The sequence below is a fragment of the Streptomyces sp. NPDC040405 genome, assembly GCF_055595765.1.
On sequence record NZ_JBVIVI010000029.1, the window covers coordinates 1 to 19,180 of the forward strand.

Sequence of the window (19,180 nt, forward strand, 5' to 3'; positions counted from 1 at the left end):
CCTCTTGCCGCCCCAAACGCCCGGGAAGACCGCGTACCGTGCGCTCGATCCGCATGCTGGTGCTGCGCCTGGCGAAGGAGAACCCGAGCTGGGGGCACAAGCGCCTGCACGGCGAGCTGCTCGTGCTCGGGTTGAAGGTTGGCGCGTCTACCGTCTGGGAGATCTTGAAGGAGGCCGGCATCAACCCGGCGCCCGAGCGGAACTCCAGTACCTGGGCCGACTTCCTTCGCTCCCAGGCTGATGCGCTGCTGGCCTGCGACTTCATGGAGACAGTCACCCTGTCGGGGGTTCGGATGTACGTGCTCGTGGCGATCGAACACGGCAGCCGCCGGATCCGCGTCCTGGGCACCACCGCACATCCGACCGCAAGCTGGGTAGCGCAAGCGGCGAAGAACCTCGCCATGGATCTCGAAGACCTCGGCTGCCGGGCACGATTCATGATCCGGGACCGGGACGGGAAGTTCCCCACCCTCTTCGATGCCATCCTCAAGGACGCAGGGATCGACGTCGTCCTCGGCGGCATCCAGATCCCAAGAATGAACTCGATCATCGAAAGGTGGATACAGACCTGCCGCCGCGAACTCCTGGACCGGACCTTGATCTGGAACCAGCAACATCTCCTCCACACCCTGCGCGAGTTCGAGGAGGTCTACAACGGACACCGGCCACACCAAGGAATCGCCAACGCCAGACCGCTGCGCCCCCTGCCCCCGCCGATCGACGATCCCGACGCGTTAGCCCGCCTCGACATACACCGACGCGATCGCCTCGGCGGCATCCTCCACGAGTACCGGAATGCGGCGTGACCTGCACGGATGAGGTTTTCGGCAAGGGCAGGTCCGTGCGCTGACCCAGGAAGCCGCACTGTTCGACGGCGGCCGCTGTGTGCGGAGCGGGCCCTGAAGGGTGTCAATATTCCGATCAGGCTGCTGAGCTGGGCGTTCCCTGTCGATGGTGAGGCAATCGGAGTGGCGTGGTGTGGTACTCGTTGAGCAGTCCACCGAGTACCTGGCGGCGCCTGATTGTGCCAGCAGGTAGGGGGATGGTGTTCGGGGCGTCGTCTGGGGATCGTAGGTCCAGGCCGCGGTGGGGCCGTCCCACGTTGTAGTGCTCGGCATACGTGGTGAGGACGGTGCGCAGATGTCGTTCGCCGGTGATCAGGAGTCGGTCGGTGCACTCGGTGCGGGCTGTGCGTATCCATCGTTCGGCGAACGCGTTGGACCGCGGGCTCTGCGGCGGTGTTGGGATGACGGCTGTGCCGTTGCCGGCGAAGACGGCGTCGAAGGCGGCGGTGAACTTGCTGTCCCGGTCACGGAGGAGGAACCGGAAACACACGGCCCTGTCGCCGAGGTCCATGAGCAGGTTGCGGGCGAGTTGGGTGACCCATGCGCCGGTAGGGCGTGCGCTGACGCCCAGGACATGGACGCGCCGGGTGGCAATCTCCATGACGAAGAAGACGTAGAGACGCTTGAGGAAGACCGTCTCCACGTGCATGAAGTCGCAGGCAAGCAGCGTGCGGGCCTGTGAGCGCAGGAACGAGCGCCAGGTCTGCTGGGAGGCTCGCTGCGGTGCGGGCGGTAGACCAGAACGGCGCAGGACGCGCCGGACCGTAGCGGCGGCAACCCGATGACCAAGCCGTCGGAGCACGCCTTGGATTCTGACGTACCCCCAGGTCGGGTTCTCTCTTGCCAGGCGCTGGATGAGCGCAACTGTTTCTTCCGGCAATGGTGGACGACCGGGTCCGACCGCCGTCTGGCGCCACTTCCAACGCACCAAGCGACGGTGCCAGGCCAGCAGCGTGCCTGGAGTGACCAGCCGATGGCGGCGTAATGCGGGTGGCAGGTGCCGTGCGAGAGCTGAGAGCACGGCACGATCATCCCATGAGAGCCGCGGGCGCTCGATCTGCCGGCGCAGCACAGCGACCTCATGGCGGAGAGCGAGGATCTCGGCGTTGTTCGCGGGGGCAGACCGGCCCAGTAAGAGGAGGCAGCCAAGCAGTCGGCAGAAGATCAGGTAGAGCAGTCGCATACCCACGATCACCGATCATGCCCATACTTGGACGATCGCAAAGCTCCAAGTCAACCACCGTACGCCAATAAAGACACCCTTCAGCCATGTTCAGGGTCAACTCCCCCTGGATATACCTCTGCTTCCACCGCGGATTCTCCCGGGCCAACCGCGGAACGAGCTTCTTGATCGCTGCCGGGGTGGGTGGGCGCCCGGTGCGCCGACGGCGCGGCGCAGTCCCACTTCACAGCGATGAACCGACGATGCCAGGCAAGCAAGGTGCCGGGAGTGACAGGGAAGACCCCGCGCCAGTGACGCCGAGGCATCAGTCCGGACAGGGCCGCAAACCAGAACCGGTCGGCAGGCTCATAGCGGACTGTCCAGCCACCGGCGCAGGACCGCGTTCTCATGCCGCAACACCAGCAGTTCCGCATCCTTCGCCGTCCCGCGACCGGGGACCGCGAGGTCGACGCCGACGGCATCAGGTGGTCGGTCAGGTCTGCGGGGGCCGCGTATCACGGTTGGCCTCACGGCCCATCATTCGCTATCTGCCGCCGTCAGGCTTGAGAAGAACCCGCAGCCCGTCAAGTCCGAACGGGCCTTCAAGCGCTTCCCTGCACGCCGCGCCGTGATCTATGCCATAGGTGCACCGCGAGAGTCTCGTCGCCAAAACAGCTGAAGTGTCCGGGTGACGCAGATTGCGACCACGGAACTCGCAAGTAGGACAGCTCGAAGTGACCGCACCGGCCGCGAGCTCCAGACATGCGTTTTCCTGTGAAGCTTCTGTGAGGAAGCGGAATGCTAGCGTCCACATCGCCTTGAAGTTGAGAAGAAGGAGGGGACGTCTTGGCACACCTTGACCACTTCAGCGCCGGATGGCTTTCACCTGTCACCGCGTATGTGATGGCCTGCATCGGTGCCGCGCTCGGACTGCACTGCACCATGAAGGCACTGGCGTCGGACGGCCGCTCCCGGCGCAACTGGCTGGTGACGGCATCGGTCGCGATCGGATCGGGCATCTGGACGATGCACTTCATCGCCATGCTCGGCTTCGGAGTCGACGGGACCCCGATTCGCTACGACGTCCCGCTCACACTCCTCAGCCTGCTGGTGGCCGTGGCGGTCGTCGGGGCAGGCGTCTTCACCGTCGGCTACGGGCGGTCACGCGGGCGCTCGCTCCTCGTGGGTGGCCTGGGTACCGGCCTCGGCGTCGGTACCATGCACTACCTCGGGATGGCGGCACTCCGGTTCCACGGCAGCGTCGGTTACAAGCTGCCGATCGTCGCCCTCTCACTGGCCATCGCCGTCGCCGCGGCAACAGCCGCGCTGTGGGCCGCCGTTGTGGTGCGCGGCCCCGCGGGAGCGACACTCGCCTCCCTCGTCATGGGGCTCGCCGTGTCCAGCATGCACTACACCGGAATGGCCGCCGTGCAGATCGAACTCGCCCCACAGGGGGGCGCGCTGGACGGTGCCACGGCCACGCAGTTCATCTTCCCTCTCGCGGTGGTCCTCGGTTCGTTCCTCTTCCTCGCGTCGGCCTTCGTGGCCCTGTCGCCCACGGAACGCGAGGCAGCCGAAAGCGCCGACGCCACCGCGGCCGCACCGCTCGACGACGCCGCACCGGCCGGCTGAGTCCAGCCACCGCTTTGCCCCGCCACAACCGCCACCACCACCGAACACCCTCACCCCTGACAGCTCGAGGAATTGATGAGCACATTCCTGGTGCCACGTTCGATCCGGGCGAAGATCGTCTGCCTGCTGATGGTCCCCGCCGTCTCCCTGATGGCGCTGTGGGCCTTCGCCACCGTCACAACGGCCCGTAGCGTCTCGGAACTGAGCCAGTACAAAGAAGCCAACTCCTCCCTCCTGAACCCACTGGAATCGCTCGTCACCGCCGTGCAGTCCGAACGCTCCGCCGCGCTGCGACAACTCGCCGCACCCAGCCGGGAACGCGCCGACGACACGGTGGACAAGGAGAGGAACACCGACGCGGCCGCCGCCGCGCTCCGCAACGGAATCCGGGCGAGCAGCCTGGACAGCGAGGCCGTGGGTGCGAACCCCGCGGACCGCGTGGACCAGCTGATGACCGGCCTCGACGACCTCGGCGGGCTGCGCGAGCGGCTGCGCGGACGCGATGCCGGGTGGCAGGACGCCTACGACGCCTACAACAGCACGATCGCCCGGGCCTTCGCCCTGGAAGGATCCCTGGCCGTCATGCCGGGCCCCGACACTGCCTCGGCGGCGCGCGTCGTCCTCGAACTGGCGCATGCCCGAGAGATGATCGCCCGTGAGGACGCGCTGATGGGCGCCGCACAGGTGTCGGGCCGTATCACCGGGGGCCAGTACATGGAGTTCGTCGGCGCCGCCCACACCCAGCGGTACCTGCTCTCCGCTTCCGTGGACGATCTACGAGCCACCGACACGGCCCGATACCAGCAGGTCCTCACCGCGACCGCCATGCGGGACCTGCGCGGCATCGAGGACGCCATGTTCGAGGCAAGTGACCGCGGACAAGCCGGACACGTCGCCGCGTCCGCCGGCTGGAGCACGCCCGCCGGAGACGTCCTCCAGCAGCTCGCGCGGGCGCAGCAGCAGGCGAGCACGGGCGCAGCCGACAGCGCGGACCCCCTCTCATTCGACGCCCTCGGCGGCTCGGGCGTCGCCGTGGCCCTCGGCCTCGTGGGGGTGGCGCTTTCGCTGGTGATCTCGGTCCGGATCGGCCGTGGCCTGATCGTCGAACTCACCGGCCTGCGCAACTCCGCACTCACCCTGGCGGGCCGCGAACTGCCCCACGCCATCGCGAGGCTGCACGCCGGGAAACCCGTCGATCTCGATGCCGTAGCACCCGTGCGTCCCCAGCGCGACGACGAGGTGGGCCAGGTCGGCGCCTCATTGGTCGCCGTCCACCGGGCCGCGGTCAAGGCAGCGGCCGATCGGGCCGAGGTCTTGCACGGCATCTCCGGCGTCTACGTGAACCTCGCGCGCCGCAACCAGACACTGGTACACCGCCAGCTCGCCCTGCTCGACACGATGGAACGCCGTAACGAGGACCCGGTCGAACTGGAGGATCTGTTCCGGCTCGACCATCTCACCACCCGGATGCGTCGCCACTCGGAGAGTCTCATCATCCTCTCCGGCGCCGTACCGGGGCGTGGCTGGCGGCGCCCCGTCCCGCTCATGGACATCGTCCGGGCAGCCGTGGCCGAGGTCGAGGACTACGATCGGGTGCTGATCACGGACATCCCAGCAGTCCGGGTGCCCGGCGCGGCGGTAGCGGACCTCACGCACATGCTTGCCGAACTCGTCGAGAACGCCACGGCGTTCTCGCCTCCGCCCACCAGGGTGCGCGTGTCCGCCGAGCGCGTTGGCGCCGGCATCGCGCTGGAGATCGAGGACCGCGGGCTCGGCATGGAGCAGTCCGCGCTCGCCGAGGCCAACCGGCGCATCACCGACACCGAACGGATCGACCTGCTCGACAGCGGCCAGCTCGGCCTGTTCGTGGTGAACCGGCTCGCGCACCGCCTGGACGTGCGTGTGGCCCTGCGATCGTCGGTGTACGGGGGCATCGTCGCCGTGGTCCTGCTGCCCGGCCAAGTGGCGGGCGAGCCGCTCGATGAGACCGGTGACGGTGCCGAGGCGTGGGAAGCGGCCGAGGGAGGCACGACCGCCGGTCTGCCCCGCCGGATCTCGGCCAGGCCGGGTGCCACCGCCTCGTCGGAGACGGCGGCCGCGGATCCGGATACGGATCCGGGCCAGGTGGGTGCGGCGCCTGCTGCTCCCGTCCCGGTCCCGGCGCAACCGCCGGAGGAGCCGGTACACCCCACGAACGCACACGTAACGGAGCCCGTGCCCCCCACGTCGCATTCTACTCCCGCCCAGCGGCCGTCGCCGATCACCGGCGAAGAACCTCCGCCTCATGCGGTCCGGCCCGAACTGCCCCGTCGCATACGCCAGGCCGGTCCGGCACCCGAGCCGTCCGACGAGACCGAACCATACGAGCAGACGCGGAAACCATCCGGGAGAACACCCGAGGAGGCCCGCGCCACCATGGCGTCCTTCCGGACGGGCTGGACGCGCGGCCAGGCCGTCAGGACGGCGCCGCGCCCCCAGAGGGAGAGCGACCACGGCACAGAAGGTGAAGGAGAGAACCGATGAACCGCACCGCCCACCGCTCCAGTGAACTCGACTGGCTTCTGGAAGAACTCGTCGCTCACGTGCCGGAGATCAGACAGGCGGTCGTGCTCTCCGGCGACGGGCTGCCAGTCGGTGCGTCGAAGGCAGTGTCCCGGGACGACGGAGAGCGGTTCGCCGCGATCGCCTCCGGCTTCCACAGCCTCGCCAAAGGCGCCGGACGCCACTTCAGGGCGGGCAGGGTCGTCCAGACACTGGTCGAGCTGGAGGACGGATTCCTGTTCGTCGTCGCCGCTGGCGAGGGCTCGTGCCTGGCGGTATACAGCGATGCCGCCGCCGATGTCGGCCTGGTCGCGTACGAGATGGCTCGGCTCGTCAAGCGGGTCGGCGCGCACCTCGGCACTCCAGCACGCGGCGAGGCCGGTGAGACCTCACGCCTCGATGACTGACTCCGATCAGCGCTGGTACGACGAAGAGGCGGGGCCCTTGGTACGCCTCTACGCCGTGACGACCGGGCGGGCGCACGTCGGCAGCGAGCAGCGACTCGACCTGATGACCGTCATCCACGCACTGCCGCCGGAGGCCGGTCACGACCCGGTGCTCTCGCCCGAGCAGGCGGCGATCCTCCATCTGTGCAGACCACGACCGCACCCGGTGGCCGACATCGCGTCCGACTCCGAACTGCCACTGACGGTCGTACGAGTGCTCCTCAGCGATCTGCTGGCAATGGGCCTGATCCGCGCCACGCCGCCCGTCCCGCCTGCCCGGCTCCCCGACGCACACATCCTCAGGAGGGTGATCGATGGACTCCGAGCGCTCTGACGCGCCAGCGCCCTTTCTCGCCCTCAAGATCCTCGTGGCCGGGGGCTTCGGGGTCGGCAAGACCACGTTCGTCGGCACGGTCAGCGAAATCCGGCCGCTGAACACGGAGGAGCTCCTGACCGAGGCGGGCCGGATGGACGACAGCCTGGACGAGGTCACCGACAAGCGCACCACCACCGTGGCACTGGACTTCGGACGGATCACCTTCGGCGACGACCTCGCGCTGTATCTCTTCGGCACTCCGGGCCAGGACCGGTTCTGGTTCCTGTGGGACGAGCTCGCCACCGGCGCTCTGGGCGCGGTTGTGCTCGCGGACACCCGGAGACTGCGGGACTCCTTCCCTGCCGTCGACTACTTCGAGCGGCGCCGACTGCCGTTCGTCGTCGCCGTCAACTGCTTCAACGGCGTTCGCGACTACAGCGCGGATGAGGTGGCGACAGCGCTCGACCTAAACGAGGAGACTCCGGTAGTGCTGTGCGACGCGCGGGACCGGGAATCCGGGAAGGAGGTCCTGATCACCCTGATCGAGCTGGCGGGCGAAGCCGCCACCACTCCCGCCACCACAGAACCGATGTGACGTGAGCCCGCCTCGATGAAATGATCAACTGGCGTCCACCCCCGACGGACGCAGGCTGGTGACCAGTCCGGCGGCCAGCAGCGTCGGGGTCCTCCATCGCGGCCACCGGCCTCGCCGCCGCTTACCCGCACCGATCACCGATCCGGACCAGATCGCCAGCCTCGACATACGAAGCTCATCTCTGCCACCGACGGAGCCGGCTCCTTCGGTGCCTCACGCGACCATGCCATGCCACCCACCGACCTGCTCACGAGCCTGAAGGACCTGCAGAAGAACGTGCGCCACCGAGCCACCGAAGGTGCTGGCGAGTGGTTGGACGAGCACTGGGCGGACGTGGCGATCTACCTCGAACACCTGATGTGTCATGTCGACAATCAAGTTGCCCAGGGTCTGGCTCAGGGCTGAGGCATCCTGTGCTGGTGCGGAAGTTGGGCATGCCAAGGTGGACAGTGGTGTACCAGGTCGCAATGTCCCCCATAGCGGCGGGTTTCTGATGGGCGGCGGCGAGGCTGGACCGCGGCGACCTCGCCGAGCCAGCGCTGATCCTTGGCCTCCTGAAGCCGGTTGAGCAGGTTCGCGTGGGTCTCCTGCAACCGGGGCATCTGCTGAGGGTCGGGCCGCAGGACGGGACAGCGGATGCAAGCGTGCTCGTGGACGCACGGGCTGCCGTAAACGCGTGCGCAGACGCCCAGGGCGCCTTTCCGCAGCTCGAAGTAGGCCAGGAAGTCCTGCCACTCCTGCGCGGTGGGCTCGCAGTACTCGCCGCTGGGCCGCAGCGACCAGCGGCGGGCAATGAAGGTCTGGTGGTGATTTGCGGGCCTGCTGAACCGTCCACTGCGCGGCCGGGTGTGCGGTCACCCCAACGACGTGGAGACTGCGCGTGCCGTGCTCGAGGAAGATCATCGCGTAGACCCGGCGCAGGTCCACCAGGTCGATATGGAGGAAGTCTCAGGCGATGGTGCCATCAGCCTGTGCCGCGAGGAACTCCCGCCACGTCGGCCCCCGCGGCGGGAGCCGGGCCGCTGCCGGACGCCGTCAAGATCTCCCAGACCGTCGAGGCGCCGATCCTGTGGCCCAGCCGGGCGAGCTCCCCTGGATCCTGCGGCACCCCCAGCGCAGGTTCTCCCGCACCTGTGGGGTTCTCGAACTCGGCCCGGCCCCGTGACCAGCGAGAATCGATGAGGCACCACAGGCCAGCCAGAATCGTCTTTCGTGCCTTGCGCCTGCTCTGCCTGGTCATCACTCAGCTGCTCAGATGGTTTGTGTTACTCGGGCGTTCCTCCGCGTCCAAGGGCGACCTCGCCATGGTCTGGAAGTCGGATCGGGACCCTGCGCCAGGGTTCGGGATCGTGTTTCAGCGTGCGGCCGAGGAGCTGAGCATCGGCAGCGAGACGAAGTCGGCGAGCGCCTGCTGGCCCGCGATGTTGGCGTGGATCCCGTCGCCGGTGTCGTAGGCCCGGTTGATGCTATTGGGCTTGAGCGGGTCCTTGAGCACCTGGTCGAAGTCGGTCACGCCGTCGCACGTTCCGGCACAGTTGTTCCACTTCCTGACGTAGGTGCCGGCGGTGTAGCGGTCGAGGTTGTTCTGGTCGGTGTAGCCGGGGCGCGGGGTGATGGGCGTGACGTAGACCTTGATCCCGGCAGCGTGCAAGCGTTGGAAGACCTCGTGATAGCTGCGCAGCATCTGGGCCGCGTCGCAGCCGTAGGCGAGGTCGTTGGTGCCGTAGTAGTAGAGGACGCCGGTGACGCCGTGCAGGGCGAGCACGTCGCGGTCCAGGCGGGCCGACGCGTCCAGGCCGATGGCGGAGGCGGGGGTGCCGGGGCAGGCGTCGGCGCTCGTGGTGCCGGCGATGCCCGCGTTCGCGACCGCGAGCTGCCGATTGCGCGGCAGCTCGGTGGTGATGCGCCGGGCCAGGTCGTCCGGCCATCGGCGGTTGGTTCCCGTCTCTGTGCAGCCCGGCCCGCAGTTGGTGCTGCCGTTCCCGTCGACGACCGAACTGCCGAAGGCGACGGTCGTGCCCTTCAGTGTGGGATTGCGTACGTCGACGGCGCTGACCAGGTAGGTGGAGTCGACCGTCTCCGTGTAGGCGGCGCCGCTCACGTCGGAGGTGTGGTCGCCCGAGTCGGCCGGGGTGAGGTAGTTGGTACGGAAGGCGCTTGTGTGCCGGCCGGGGGTGACCGTGCCGGAGACGGACAGGGAGACCGCGACGTCGTCCTGGGGGCGGGTCGCCAGCGCGGCGGGGTCGCTCCACACCTCACCGCCGGGCGGGACGACCACCATGTGGCGGCCGTTGAAGGTGACGGCGCGGGTGGCGCCGTCGATCGCCGCGTTCCGCCTGCTGAGGCCCACTGTGGCGGCGTCGAGGGTGAGGGGGGTTGTCCCGAAGGTGTTCTGGATCCGGATCCGCAGTGCGTCGCCGCCCTGGCTGAGGTGGGTGATCATGCGGACGGTCTGGTCGCGCAGGGGTGTCGGGGCGAGGTTCTGCTGGGACTGCGCCCAGGAGGTGAACCACGGACGGGTGGAGAGCCGGCCGACGGGCGCGGACGCCGCGGTGGCGGGGCCGATGAGCCCGGACGCCGTGAGGATGAAGGTCAGAGCTGCGGCTGCGCGTCGCAGCATGGGTGTACGGAACGGGGGCATGCTGGTTCCTTCCCTTGCGGCGGGTGTCCGAGCCTTGCGGTCTCCAGTTCTCCAGTGGGTGGCCGGGCTCACGGGTTGCGTGATGCTTCCACGCCTCATGGCCGCATCGATGCGGTGGTGATTCGGCCCCGAGCGGTGTGCGGGCTGACCGCTCGGGCAGCGGGGCTCACCGCGGCAGTACCTCGCCGGGGGTTTCAGGAGCCAGTCGTACGAGGCCCGTGCCGATGACGAACACGACACGCGGTGAGGCTGAAGGGATCGTCATCGGCGCTGCCGTACCCGATGTGCAGACATCCCCTCACACTCCGGCGCGGGCCGACGACCACTCGGCGACGATGGTCCGCGGGTCGGGTTCGACGACAGGCGCGGCCGGCAGGCCGGGCCGACTGCGGGAGAATCGGGGCGCCGGCGCGGGCTGTACGACCCCATCGATCTCGACGAACGCCTCTCGTCCTGCGGCGTGCGGGTGCGCCGTGGCCTCGGCGAAGGTCAGTACCGGGCTTACGCACGCGTCGGTTCCGGCGAACACCGCGACCCACTCGTCCCGGGTCCGGGTCGCGAAGGCGGCGGCGAACCTCTCGCGCAGCTCCGGCCAGCCGCTGCGATCACGCTGGGCAGGCAGGTCCTCGGAGCGCAGGCCCAGCCCGGTCAGCAACTGCGCGTAGAACTGGGCCTCGATCGCCCCGACCGCCACGTAGCGACCGTCGGCGCAGAGGTAGGTGTCGTAGAACGGCGCGCCACCGTCGAGCACATTCGTACCGCGCTCGTCCGACCACCTGCCCTGGCCGCGCATCGACCAGATCATCTGGCTCAGCAGGCCCGCCCCGTCCACCATCGCGGCGTCGACGACCTGCCCCGCACCCGAGTGGGACCGTTCGCACAGTGCGGCGAGAACACCGACCACCAACAGCATCGAGCCGCCGCCGAAGTCGCCGACCAGGTTCAAGGGCGGCACCGGCCGCTCCCCCGCCCTGCCGATGGCGTGCAGCGCGCCGGTCAGCGAGATGTAGTTGATGTCGTGTCCGGCGCGCGGCGCCAGCGGGCCGTCCTGGCCCCAGCCGGTGACGCGCGCGTAGATCAGCCGTGGATTCCGCCGCAGGCAGGCATCCGGACCGAGCCCGAGCCGCTCGGTGACACCGGGCCGGAAACCCTCGATGAGCACGTCGGCGTGGTCGATGAGATCCAGCGCGGAGTCCGCACCGCCCGGTGCGCGCAGGTCGATCCGGACGCGGCGACGGCCACGCAAGGTCGCGTCACCGTCCGCGCGTGGGCCGGGCCGCTCGACGCGGACCACCTCGGCGCCGAGGTCGGCGAGTTGCATCGCGGCGTGCGGGCCGGGGCCGATACCGGCGAGCTCGATCACCCGTAGACCGCGCAGCGGCCCGCCCTGGGGTTCCGGGTCAGGCAAGGTGGCCTCCTACGCTCAGCGATCGCGCACGGTCCCGGAGCTCGTTCTTGCGCACCTTCCCACTCGGGTTGCGCGGCAAGAGGTCCACGATGGATACCCGACGGGGGCATTTGTATGCGGCGAGCCGTTCCCGGCACCAGCGTGTGATGTCCTCATCGGTGGGCGGCTCGGCGGGGTCGGCGGGTACCACGACCGCCAGCGGCGTCTCGCCCCATTTTTCGTCCGGTACACCCACGACGGCGACTTCGGCCACCTGGGGATGGGCCGCGACCACGTCCTCCACCTCGACGCAGTAGACGTTCTCGCCGCCGGAGATGATCATGTCCTTGAGCCGGTCGACGACGTAGAGGTAGCCGTCCTCGTCCTGCCGGACGAGGTCGCCGGAGTGGAACCAGCCGCCGGCGAACGTCGCCGCGGTCTCGGCGGGCTTGTTCCAGTACTCCGTCATCACCGAGGGGCCGCGGTAGACGATCTCGCCCACCTCGCCCGGCGGGACGTCGACCCCCTTCTCGTCGACGACGCGGACTTCCATGTTGAGCATCGGAGTTCCCACCGAGCCGATCTTGCGGAGCGCCGCCTCGCTCTGCAGGATCGTCGTCACACCGCAGGTTTCGGTCTGCCCGAACGTCGTGGTGATGTCGGCGTGGCCGAACAGCTCCACCATCCTTCGGAGCAATGTCGTGGACGCGGGCGCGGCACCCCACGAGACAAGCCGCAGTGCCGACAGGTCCCGCTCGCCGATGTCCGGCAGGTCGCAGATCGCCTGCCACTGGGCGGGGACGAAGAAACAGCAGTTGACGCACTCCCGCTCGAGCAGGTCCACCGTCGCCGCCGCGTCGAAGGCTACGGACCGGCCGAGCACCGTGCGCCCGCCGACGAAAAGGCTGGTGGCCATGGACGCCAGACCCGCGATATGGAACATCGGTGTGGGAATGAGCCAGGTCCGGCAATCCGTGCGCATCCCGACGTGGAGGGCCTTGCTGACCGTCTGGGTCAGCACGTTGTAGTGCGTGAGCACCGCTCCCTTGGGTCTGCCCGTGGTGCCGGAGGTGTACATGATGAACGCAGGCGCGTGCAGATCCGCCGCCGACGGGACGTGGTCCGGCGACGCCGTGCGCAACGCGTCCTCGTAGGACTCCGCGTCCACAGAGGCATCTTCTGTCCGGCCGACGACGAGACGGGCGGTCGGTGACCCGGCCCGCGTCCGGGCGTCGGCGAAGGTGCGTACCAGCGGAGCGTCCACGACCGTGAGGACCGCGCCGCTGTCGGCGAGCTGGTAGGCGATCTCGTCGGCGACCAGCCGGAAGTTCAGCGGGACGCAGATCGCGCCCGCCCTGGCGCACGCCAGGTACGTCTCCACGATCTCCAGACCGTTGTAGGCCAGCACCGCGACCCGGTCGCCCGTCCCGACGCCACGCTCTGCCATCGCGTTCGCGAGCCTGCTGACGCGGTCGTCGAGCTGCCCGTAGGAGCGATGGGCCCCGGCGAACGTGAACGCCGCCGCACCCGGAGTCATCCGCGCGTGCCGAGCCAGCTGGTCGCTGATCGTCATTCCCGCGAAGGTGTGGGGAAACACCGTCATCACTGCCCCTTCCAGACCGGCGCCCGCTTTTCCGCGAAGGCTCGGGCCCCTTCCTTCGCGTCGGCGGACGCCATGACCAGTTCCACGGCTTCCTTCTGCGCCGCGAACGCGTCGGCGCCGCCGTAGCTCACCGCCGCTGTGACGATCTGCTTCGAAACGCGGACCGCCAGCGGGCCGTTCGCCGCGATCCGGGCGGCCAGTCTCCTGGCTCCCGCCAGTGCCTCGCCCGGCTCGGTGAGGACGTTGACCAGCCCGTGCGCGTGGGCGACCTCCGCGGTGAGCGGGTCGCCGGTGAGCACGACCTGCATGGCCAGCTGGTACGGCAGCGCCTTGGGCAACCGCAACAGCCCGCCGCCCGCCGCGACCAGGCCCCGCTGGACCTCCGGCAGACCGAACTTGGCATCCGTGGCGGCGACGACCAGGTCGGCCGCGAGGGCGAGTTCACAACCGCCGGCCAGGGCCCAGCCTTCGACCGCGGCGATCAGCGGTTTGCCCGGCGGCCGCTCGGTCACGCCGGCGAAGCCCCGTCCCGGCAGGGACGGGCGCTCGCCGCGCGAGAAGGCCTTGAGGTCCATGCCCGCGCTGAACGTGCCGCCCGCGCCGGTGAGGATACCCACGACGAGGTCGGGGCGGGATTCGAAATCGTCCACCGCGGCGGCGAGTTCCTTCGCCACCTGAAGATCGACCGCGTTGCGCGCGGCCGGCCGGTTGATGGTGATGACCGCGACACCGTCCGCGCATTCGGTCAGGACTGTGCTCACCTCGGGAACTCCTTGACTGTCGTCTGCGGAACCAGAAGGGGACCGTCGGACACCGGGCACGGGTACCAACGGGCCACCGGATCGCCGGTTTCCCGCACCCGCCTCAGCTCGGAGAGGACGACCAGATGGGCAAGGATCTCGCGCAGCGCCAGCCGCTGCGACGTCTGCGCCATCTGCGGGAAGGGCCGGGACCACGTCAGCCGCTCGGCCGCCTGCCAAGCCGTGATCCCGGGGGAGTCCCGGACCGCGTCCTCGATCTCCGCCAGCCGGTCGTCGTGATGCCCCAGCATCGTGTGCACCCGGTCGCGCAGCCCGCGGAACCGCCACTCGTGGGCGGGCAGGACCTCGTCGACGTCGAGAGCGGCGATCCTGCGCAGGGACGCGGCGTAGCTGCCCAGCGGGTCCCGCTCGTGACCGGGCGAGAGCAGGATCGTCGGGGTGATGCGCGGCAGCACATGGTCGCCGCTGAGCAGAAGGCCCAGGTCACGCTCCACAAAGCACAGATGACCGGGGGTATGTCCCGGCGTCCACACCGCGTGCAGGTTCCACCCCGGCAGATCGACGTGGTCGCCATCGTGCAGCGCGTCGTCAGCTCCATCGCACTCGTCGAAGCGGATCAACGGCATCGCGTGCTGCCCGGTGTAGAGGTCCCGGGGGCAACCGGCCCGGCGCAACTGATCCCGGGAGACCTGCGCGTAGTCCTCTTCGTCCAGGCGACTGCGGTGTTGGAGCAGGCGGGCGTCGGCGGGGTGCATGGCGATTCGCGCGCCGGAACGGGCCCGGACCCTGCCGACGAGGCCGAAGTGGTCCGGGTGCAGATGAGTGACCAACACCGTCCGTACGTCGGAGATCTGGTAACCGGCCGTCGCGAGCCCGGACCTGAGCCCCTCCCATGCCTCGTCGCAATCCCATCCCGCGTCGACGATCGCGACCCCGTCCTCGAGCCCGAACGCGTACACCAGCACGTACCGCATCGGGTTGCGCGGAAAGGGCACCGGGATCGACCACAGGCCGGGCCGCACCTCCTCGACGGGTGGCAGGACACCCTGTCGCCAAGCCCGTTGCTGCCGGACTCCGGTCACCTCCACCAGTACCTACCTCCTCGTCGGGCGTCGAGATCGAGTGCACCACCGAGCTTCGGACGAGCACAAAGACCGGGAACCACAAGGAGAGATAGGCGCAACCTATGTTCGCTGGTCGAGGGAGCGACGGGGATACGGCGTCACGGCTGAGCCAGCTCGACGAACGCCCGCCCCGCGGGCGACAACGCCGACGCGTCGTACACCAGGCCGTACGGCGGGCTGATCGTCACGTCGGTCATCCGGACCACGACACCGCGGGCCGCGGCTGCCTCCGCCGCCGAACGTTCCATGAAGGTGCACCCCACGCCGGCGAGGACGCACGGCAACCTGGCCTCGCGATGCTGCACCACCACGGCGGGGCGCCGCGCCCGTCCCGACTCCGCGAGGGCTCGCTCGAACTGGCCGAGGTACGACCCGCCGCGCGGAACCACCACCTGGGGGATGTCCGGCAACGTCGACAGTGGCAGCGGATCTTCCGGGGGCAGCTCGGTGCCGGGCGGAAACACCATCGCGTACTCCTGCACACCGAGCTCGATCACGTCGAGCCCGTCCACGCCCGGGAGCGGCAGGTGGCAGAACAGCAACTCGCAGTGTCCGTCCCGGATCAGCGTCGTGGCGGTCTCCTCGTCCCGCAGGTCACCGATCCGGATGAATACGTTGGGATGCCGCCGACGAAACGCTCCGACCAAGCGCGCCACGGGATCGGCCGCCAGCGAGGGCTGAGCGTGGATGTCCAGCCGGCCGCGCAGTTGCCCGGCGGCGTCGGGCAACGCGCCCTCCGCGGCGACGACGTCCCGCACGAGTCGCCGGGCCGGACCGGTGAACGCATGCCCCGCCGAGGTGAGCACCATCCCCCGCCCGATCCGGTGGAACAGCTCCACCCCGAGTTGCCGCTCGAGCTCCCGGATCGCCTGCGACAGGGTCGGCTGGGCCAGCTCCAGGCTGGTCGCGGCGGCGTTGATTCCCCCGTGGTCGACCACGGCGAGGAAGTATTCGACCTGATGCAGCTGCACGGGACGAGACCCTACGCGCCCCCGCGGGTCACCGCGGCGCCATGCGGATGGCCCCGTCCAGGCGGATCGTCTCCCCGTTGAGGTAGGGGTTCTCCAGGACCTGGCAGGTCAGTAGTCCGAATTCGTCCGGGCGGCCGAGGCGGTGCGGGTTCGGCACCGACGCCGCCAGCGACTCCCGGACGTCCTCGCGCAGCCTGCCGAGCAGCGGAGTGTCCATGATCCCGGGCGCGATCGTGCACACGCGGATCGCACGGCTCGCCAGGTCGCGGGCCGCGGTGAGGGTCATCCCGACGATGCCGGCCTTGGCCGCGGTGTAGTTGATCTGGCCGATCTGGCCTTCGTACGCGGCGACCGAGGCGGTCAGCACGATCGCGCCGCGCTCCCCGTCGATCTCCTCGCGCCGGGCGATCCTGGCGGCGCCGAGGCGCAGTGCGTTGAAGGAGCCGATGAGGTTGAGCCGGACGACGAACTCGAAGTCCTCCAGTGATCCGGGATTTCCCTCCTTGTCGAGCAGCCGCATCCTGCGTCCCGCACCCGCGCAGTGCACGAGTGCGCGGAGCCCGCCCCGCTCGTCGGCGGCGTCCAGCGCCGCGCCGAACTGCTCGGGGTCGGTGACGTCGGCCGGGGCGAAGTGCGCCGCTTCTCCGAGTTCGCGGGCCGCCAATTCCCCCTCGGAGCCGGGCAGGTCGATCAGCGTGACCAGTCCGCCGGCCTTGACCAGGCGCCGCGCGGTGGCCAGGCCCAGCCCGGACCCGCCGCCGGTGATCGCGGTCGAGAGTCCTTCCAAACGCATATCCGCTACCTTTCCCGCCTGCTCACAGGCCGAGGGATTTGGCGATGATGGTCTTGAGTACCTCGGTGGTGCCGCCGTAGATCCGGGTGACGCGGGCATCCGCGTACAACCGCGCGATGGGGTACTCACGCATGTAGCCGTAGCCGCCGAACAGCTGGAGGCAGCGGTCGACCACTCGCCCCTGGAGCTCTGTGCAGAAGATCTTGAGCTTGGCCGCGTCCACTCCGGACAGTTCCCCGGCGTCGTGGGCGAGCAGGGCACGATCCAGCATCGCCCGGCCCGCGTCGGTCTCCGCCACACACGCGGCGAGTTCGAACTTGGTGTTCTGGAAGGCCGCCACCGGCTTGCCGAACACCTGCCGCTCCTTCACGTAGTCCACGGTGGTCGCGATGGCCGCCTCCGCTGCGGCGACGGCCGTGACCGCGATGTGCAGCCGCTCCTGCGGCAGGTTCCCGGCCAGGTAGCAGAACGCCTTGCCCTCCTCACCGAGCAGGTTCGCCACCGGCACCTCGACGTCGTCGAAGGACAACTCCGCGGTGTCCTGAACCTTCAGACCGATCTTGTCCAGCGTCCGGCCGCGCGTGAACCCCGGCATGTCGCGCTCGACGACCAGCAGCGACAGCCCGTCCCTGCGGTCATCGGTGTGCGCGGTGCGGGCCACCACGATCACCAGATCGGCGTTGACGCCACCGGTGATGAAGGTCTTGGCGCCGTTGAGGAGGTAGCGGTCACCGTGGCGCCGCGCGGTGGTGGTCATCCCGGCCAGGTCGGACCCGGTGCCCGGCTCGGTCATGGCGATGGCGCTCATGAGCACTCCGTCGGCCATGCCCGGCAGCCAGCGCCGCTTCTGCTCGGTGTTCGCATAGGACATGACGTAGGGCAGCACCACATTGGTGTGCGCGCTCAGCCCGCCGAAGTGCACATGGGCACGGGCGGTCTCCTCGAGCCAGACCGCGTTGAACAGAAAGCTCTCCGCGCCTCCCCCGCCGTACTCCTCGGGAATCTGGAGCCCGGGTACCCCCAGCTCGCCCAGCTCGAGGAAGAACTCGCGCGGGACCAGCCCGGCCTCTTCCCATTCCGGGAACCGCGGAACGACCTTCTTGGCCAGGAACTCGCGAGCCACTCCCCGGAAGTGCTCGTGCTCCTCGGTGTAGGTGGTGCCGTGCACCTCGTACCTCATCTCCCGCATCCGCGATCAGAGCAGTTCGAGAATGGTGGCGTTCGCCATCCCGCCCGCCTCGCACATCGTCTGGAGCCCGTAGCGGATTCCGTTGTCCCGCATGTGATGCACCAGCCGCGTCATGAGGATCGCGCCCGAGCCGCCCAGCGGGTGTCCGACCGCGATCGCTCCCCCGAGCGGGTTGAGCCGTTCCGGCTTCGCGCCGGTTTCGGCGAGCCAGGCCAGCGGAACCGGCGCGAACGCCTCGTTCACCTCGAACGCACCGATGTCGTCGATGCCGAGGCCGGATTTGCGCAATGCCTTGGCGGTGGCATGGACCGGCGCGGTGAGCATGATGACGGGGTCGTCGCCCGCGAGCACCGCGGTGTGCACCCGCGCGAGGGGGACGAGCCCGCGCTTCTTCGCCTGCTCGCTCGAGGTGATCAGCACGGCCCCGGCACCGTCGGAGATCTGGGACGAGTTGCCCGCGTGGATAACACCGTCCTCCCGGAACGCCGTCTTGAGCGCGGCCAAGGTCTCCAGGGACCCGCCGCGCCGCACCCCCTCGTCGGACTTCAGCCCGCCGGCCGGAGCGAGTTGGGCGTCCAGGACACCGCTGTCGATCGCGGTGGCCGCCAGCTCGTGCGAACGCAACGAGAACTCGTCGAGCCGAGTGCGGGACAGGTGCCATTTCTCGGCGATCATCTCGGCGCCGGTGCCCTGGCTGAACCCCTCGACACCGTAACGCTCCAGCACGGTGGACGGGTTGGGCCGGCCACCCTGCCCCGCGCGCCCCATCGGCACCCTGCTCATGGACTCCACACCGCCGGCGACCGCGAAGTCGTACTGTCCCGCGATCACGCCCGCGGCGGCGAAGTGGACCGACTGCTGACTGGACCCGCACGCGCGGTTCACCGTGGTCGCGGGCACGCTCTCCGGCCAGCCCGCCGCCAGCACGGCCATCCGCCCGACGTTGAGTGCCTGGTCTCCGACCTGGCTCACACACCCCCACACCACGTCGTCGACCTCGTCCGGCCGGATCCCGGTGCGGTCCGCCAGCGACGTCAGGACGTGCGCCGACAAGTCGGCGGGGTGAATTCCGGCGAGTGAACCATTGCGCTTGCCCACCGGCGTGCGCACCGCGTCGACTATGACGGCGTCATTCATACGTGGTCTCCTGCCTCACGAATTGTGACCGGCTTGA

Annotated in this window: 17 protein-coding genes and 2 pseudogenes; 7 read left to right on the forward strand and 12 right to left on the reverse strand. The window is 69.3% G+C overall.

All coding sequences use genetic code 11. The features are described 5' to 3' along the window. On the forward strand, positions 1 to 806 hold an 806-nt coding region (locus tag ACZ59A_RS44210; RefSeq protein WP_470971357.1), incomplete at its 5' end, for an integrase core domain-containing protein. A gap of 115 nt (positions 807 to 921) precedes the next feature. On the opposite strand, the gene ACZ59A_RS44215 is transcribed toward ACZ59A_RS44210, so the two are convergent. Both ACZ59A_RS44215 and ACZ59A_RS44220 read right to left on the reverse strand, forming a co-directional pair. Then, a complete protein-coding gene (locus ACZ59A_RS44215; protein WP_470971359.1) occupies positions 922 to 2,034 on the reverse strand; it encodes an integrase core domain-containing protein in 1,113 nt (370 codons plus the stop codon). A 91-nt stretch (positions 2,035 to 2,125) separates the two neighbouring features. Beyond that, positions 2,126 to 2,433 (reverse strand): annotated as a pseudogene (locus tag ACZ59A_RS44220) (integrase core domain-containing protein); the annotation flags it as partial. 420 nt (positions 2,434 to 2,853) lie between these two features. On the opposite strand from ACZ59A_RS44220, the gene ACZ59A_RS44225 reads away from it, so the two are divergent. The 6 genes from ACZ59A_RS44225 to ACZ59A_RS44250 all read left to right on the forward strand — a co-directional run bounded on the left by ACZ59A_RS44225 (position 2,854) and on the right by ACZ59A_RS44250 (position 7,942). After that, positions 2,854 to 3,639 carry an MHYT domain-containing protein gene (locus ACZ59A_RS44225; protein ID WP_470971362.1) on the forward strand — a complete coding sequence of 262 codons (786 nt, stop codon included), beginning with the start codon at positions 2,854 to 2,856 and terminating at the stop codon, positions 3,637 to 3,639. Between the two features lie 75 nt (positions 3,640 to 3,714). Next, a complete protein-coding gene (locus tag ACZ59A_RS44230; RefSeq protein WP_470971365.1) occupies positions 3,715 to 6,162 on the forward strand; it encodes a nitrate- and nitrite sensing domain-containing protein in 2,448 nt (815 codons plus the stop codon). Beyond that, on the forward strand, positions 6,159 to 6,587 hold the full coding sequence (locus ACZ59A_RS44235) for a roadblock/LC7 domain-containing protein (RefSeq protein ID WP_470971368.1): 429 nt from the start codon (positions 6,159 to 6,161) through the stop codon (positions 6,585 to 6,587). Before ACZ59A_RS44230 ends, ACZ59A_RS44235 begins: the two co-directional genes overlap by 4 nt. Further along, positions 6,580 to 6,960 (forward strand): DUF742 domain-containing protein, encoded by a 381-nt coding sequence (locus ACZ59A_RS44240; RefSeq protein WP_470971370.1) that lies wholly within the window; start codon positions 6,580 to 6,582, stop codon positions 6,958 to 6,960. The genes ACZ59A_RS44235 and ACZ59A_RS44240 overlap by 8 nt, the downstream gene beginning before the upstream one ends. Then, positions 6,941 to 7,537: a GTP-binding protein gene (locus ACZ59A_RS44245; protein WP_470971373.1), complete on the forward strand. Its 597-nt coding sequence runs from the start codon at positions 6,941 to 6,943 to the stop codon at positions 7,535 to 7,537. Before ACZ59A_RS44240 ends, ACZ59A_RS44245 begins: the two co-directional genes overlap by 20 nt. 228 nt (positions 7,538 to 7,765) lie before the next feature. Further along, positions 7,766 to 7,942, forward strand: coding sequence for a hypothetical protein (locus ACZ59A_RS44250; RefSeq protein ID WP_470971428.1), 177 nt, complete (start codon positions 7,766 to 7,768; stop codon positions 7,940 to 7,942). Positions 7,943 to 8,350: 408 nt separating this feature from the next. On the opposite strand, the pseudogene ACZ59A_RS44255 reads toward ACZ59A_RS44250, so the two are convergent. The 10 genes and pseudogenes from ACZ59A_RS44255 to ACZ59A_RS44300 all read right to left on the reverse strand — a co-directional run. Then, a pseudogene (locus ACZ59A_RS44255) lies at positions 8,351 to 8,665 on the reverse strand (integrase core domain-containing protein); the annotation flags it as partial. 226 nt (positions 8,666 to 8,891) lie between these two features. Then, positions 8,892 to 10,157 carry a GDSL-type esterase/lipase family protein gene (locus ACZ59A_RS44260; RefSeq protein WP_470971376.1) on the reverse strand — a complete coding sequence of 422 codons (1,266 nt, stop codon included), beginning with the start codon at positions 10,155 to 10,157 and terminating at the stop codon, positions 8,892 to 8,894. Positions 10,158 to 10,476: 319 nt separating this feature from the next. Continuing rightward, positions 10,477 to 11,586, reverse strand: a complete 1,110-nt coding sequence (locus ACZ59A_RS44265; protein WP_470971378.1) for a CaiB/BaiF CoA transferase family protein — start codon at positions 11,584 to 11,586, stop codon at positions 10,477 to 10,479. Beyond that, positions 11,579 to 13,168: a long-chain-fatty-acid--CoA ligase gene (locus tag ACZ59A_RS44270; protein ID WP_470971380.1), complete on the reverse strand. Its 1,590-nt coding sequence runs from the start codon at positions 13,166 to 13,168 to the stop codon at positions 11,579 to 11,581. Before ACZ59A_RS44270 ends, ACZ59A_RS44265 begins: the two co-directional genes overlap by 8 nt. After that, on the reverse strand, positions 13,168 to 13,929 hold the full coding sequence (locus ACZ59A_RS44275; RefSeq protein WP_470971382.1) for a crotonase/enoyl-CoA hydratase family protein: 762 nt from the start codon (positions 13,927 to 13,929) through the stop codon (positions 13,168 to 13,170). Before ACZ59A_RS44275 ends, ACZ59A_RS44270 begins: the two co-directional genes overlap by 1 nt. Continuing rightward, positions 13,926 to 15,017, reverse strand: a complete 1,092-nt coding sequence (locus ACZ59A_RS44280; RefSeq protein ID WP_470971385.1) for an MBL fold metallo-hydrolase — start codon at positions 15,015 to 15,017, stop codon at positions 13,926 to 13,928. Before ACZ59A_RS44280 ends, ACZ59A_RS44275 begins: the two co-directional genes overlap by 4 nt. A gap of 134 nt (positions 15,018 to 15,151) precedes the next feature. Next, a complete protein-coding gene (locus ACZ59A_RS44285) occupies positions 15,152 to 16,024 on the reverse strand; it encodes a LysR family transcriptional regulator (protein ID WP_470971388.1) in 873 nt (290 codons plus the stop codon). A 28-nt stretch (positions 16,025 to 16,052) separates the two neighbouring features. Continuing rightward, a complete protein-coding gene (locus ACZ59A_RS44290) occupies positions 16,053 to 16,817 on the reverse strand; it encodes an SDR family NAD(P)-dependent oxidoreductase (protein ID WP_470971390.1) in 765 nt (254 codons plus the stop codon). Positions 16,818 to 16,839: 22 nt separating this feature from the next. Beyond that, positions 16,840 to 17,985: an acyl-CoA dehydrogenase family protein gene (locus ACZ59A_RS44295; protein WP_470971425.1), complete on the reverse strand. Its 1,146-nt coding sequence runs from the start codon at positions 17,983 to 17,985 to the stop codon at positions 16,840 to 16,842. Between the two features lie 27 nt (positions 17,986 to 18,012). Further along, the gene (locus tag ACZ59A_RS44300) at positions 18,013 to 19,143 is read right to left on the reverse strand and encodes a thiolase family protein (RefSeq protein WP_470971392.1); all 1,131 of its coding nucleotides are present in this window, start codon (positions 19,141 to 19,143) and stop codon (positions 18,013 to 18,015) included. Between the last annotated feature and the right edge of the window lie 37 nt (positions 19,144 to 19,180).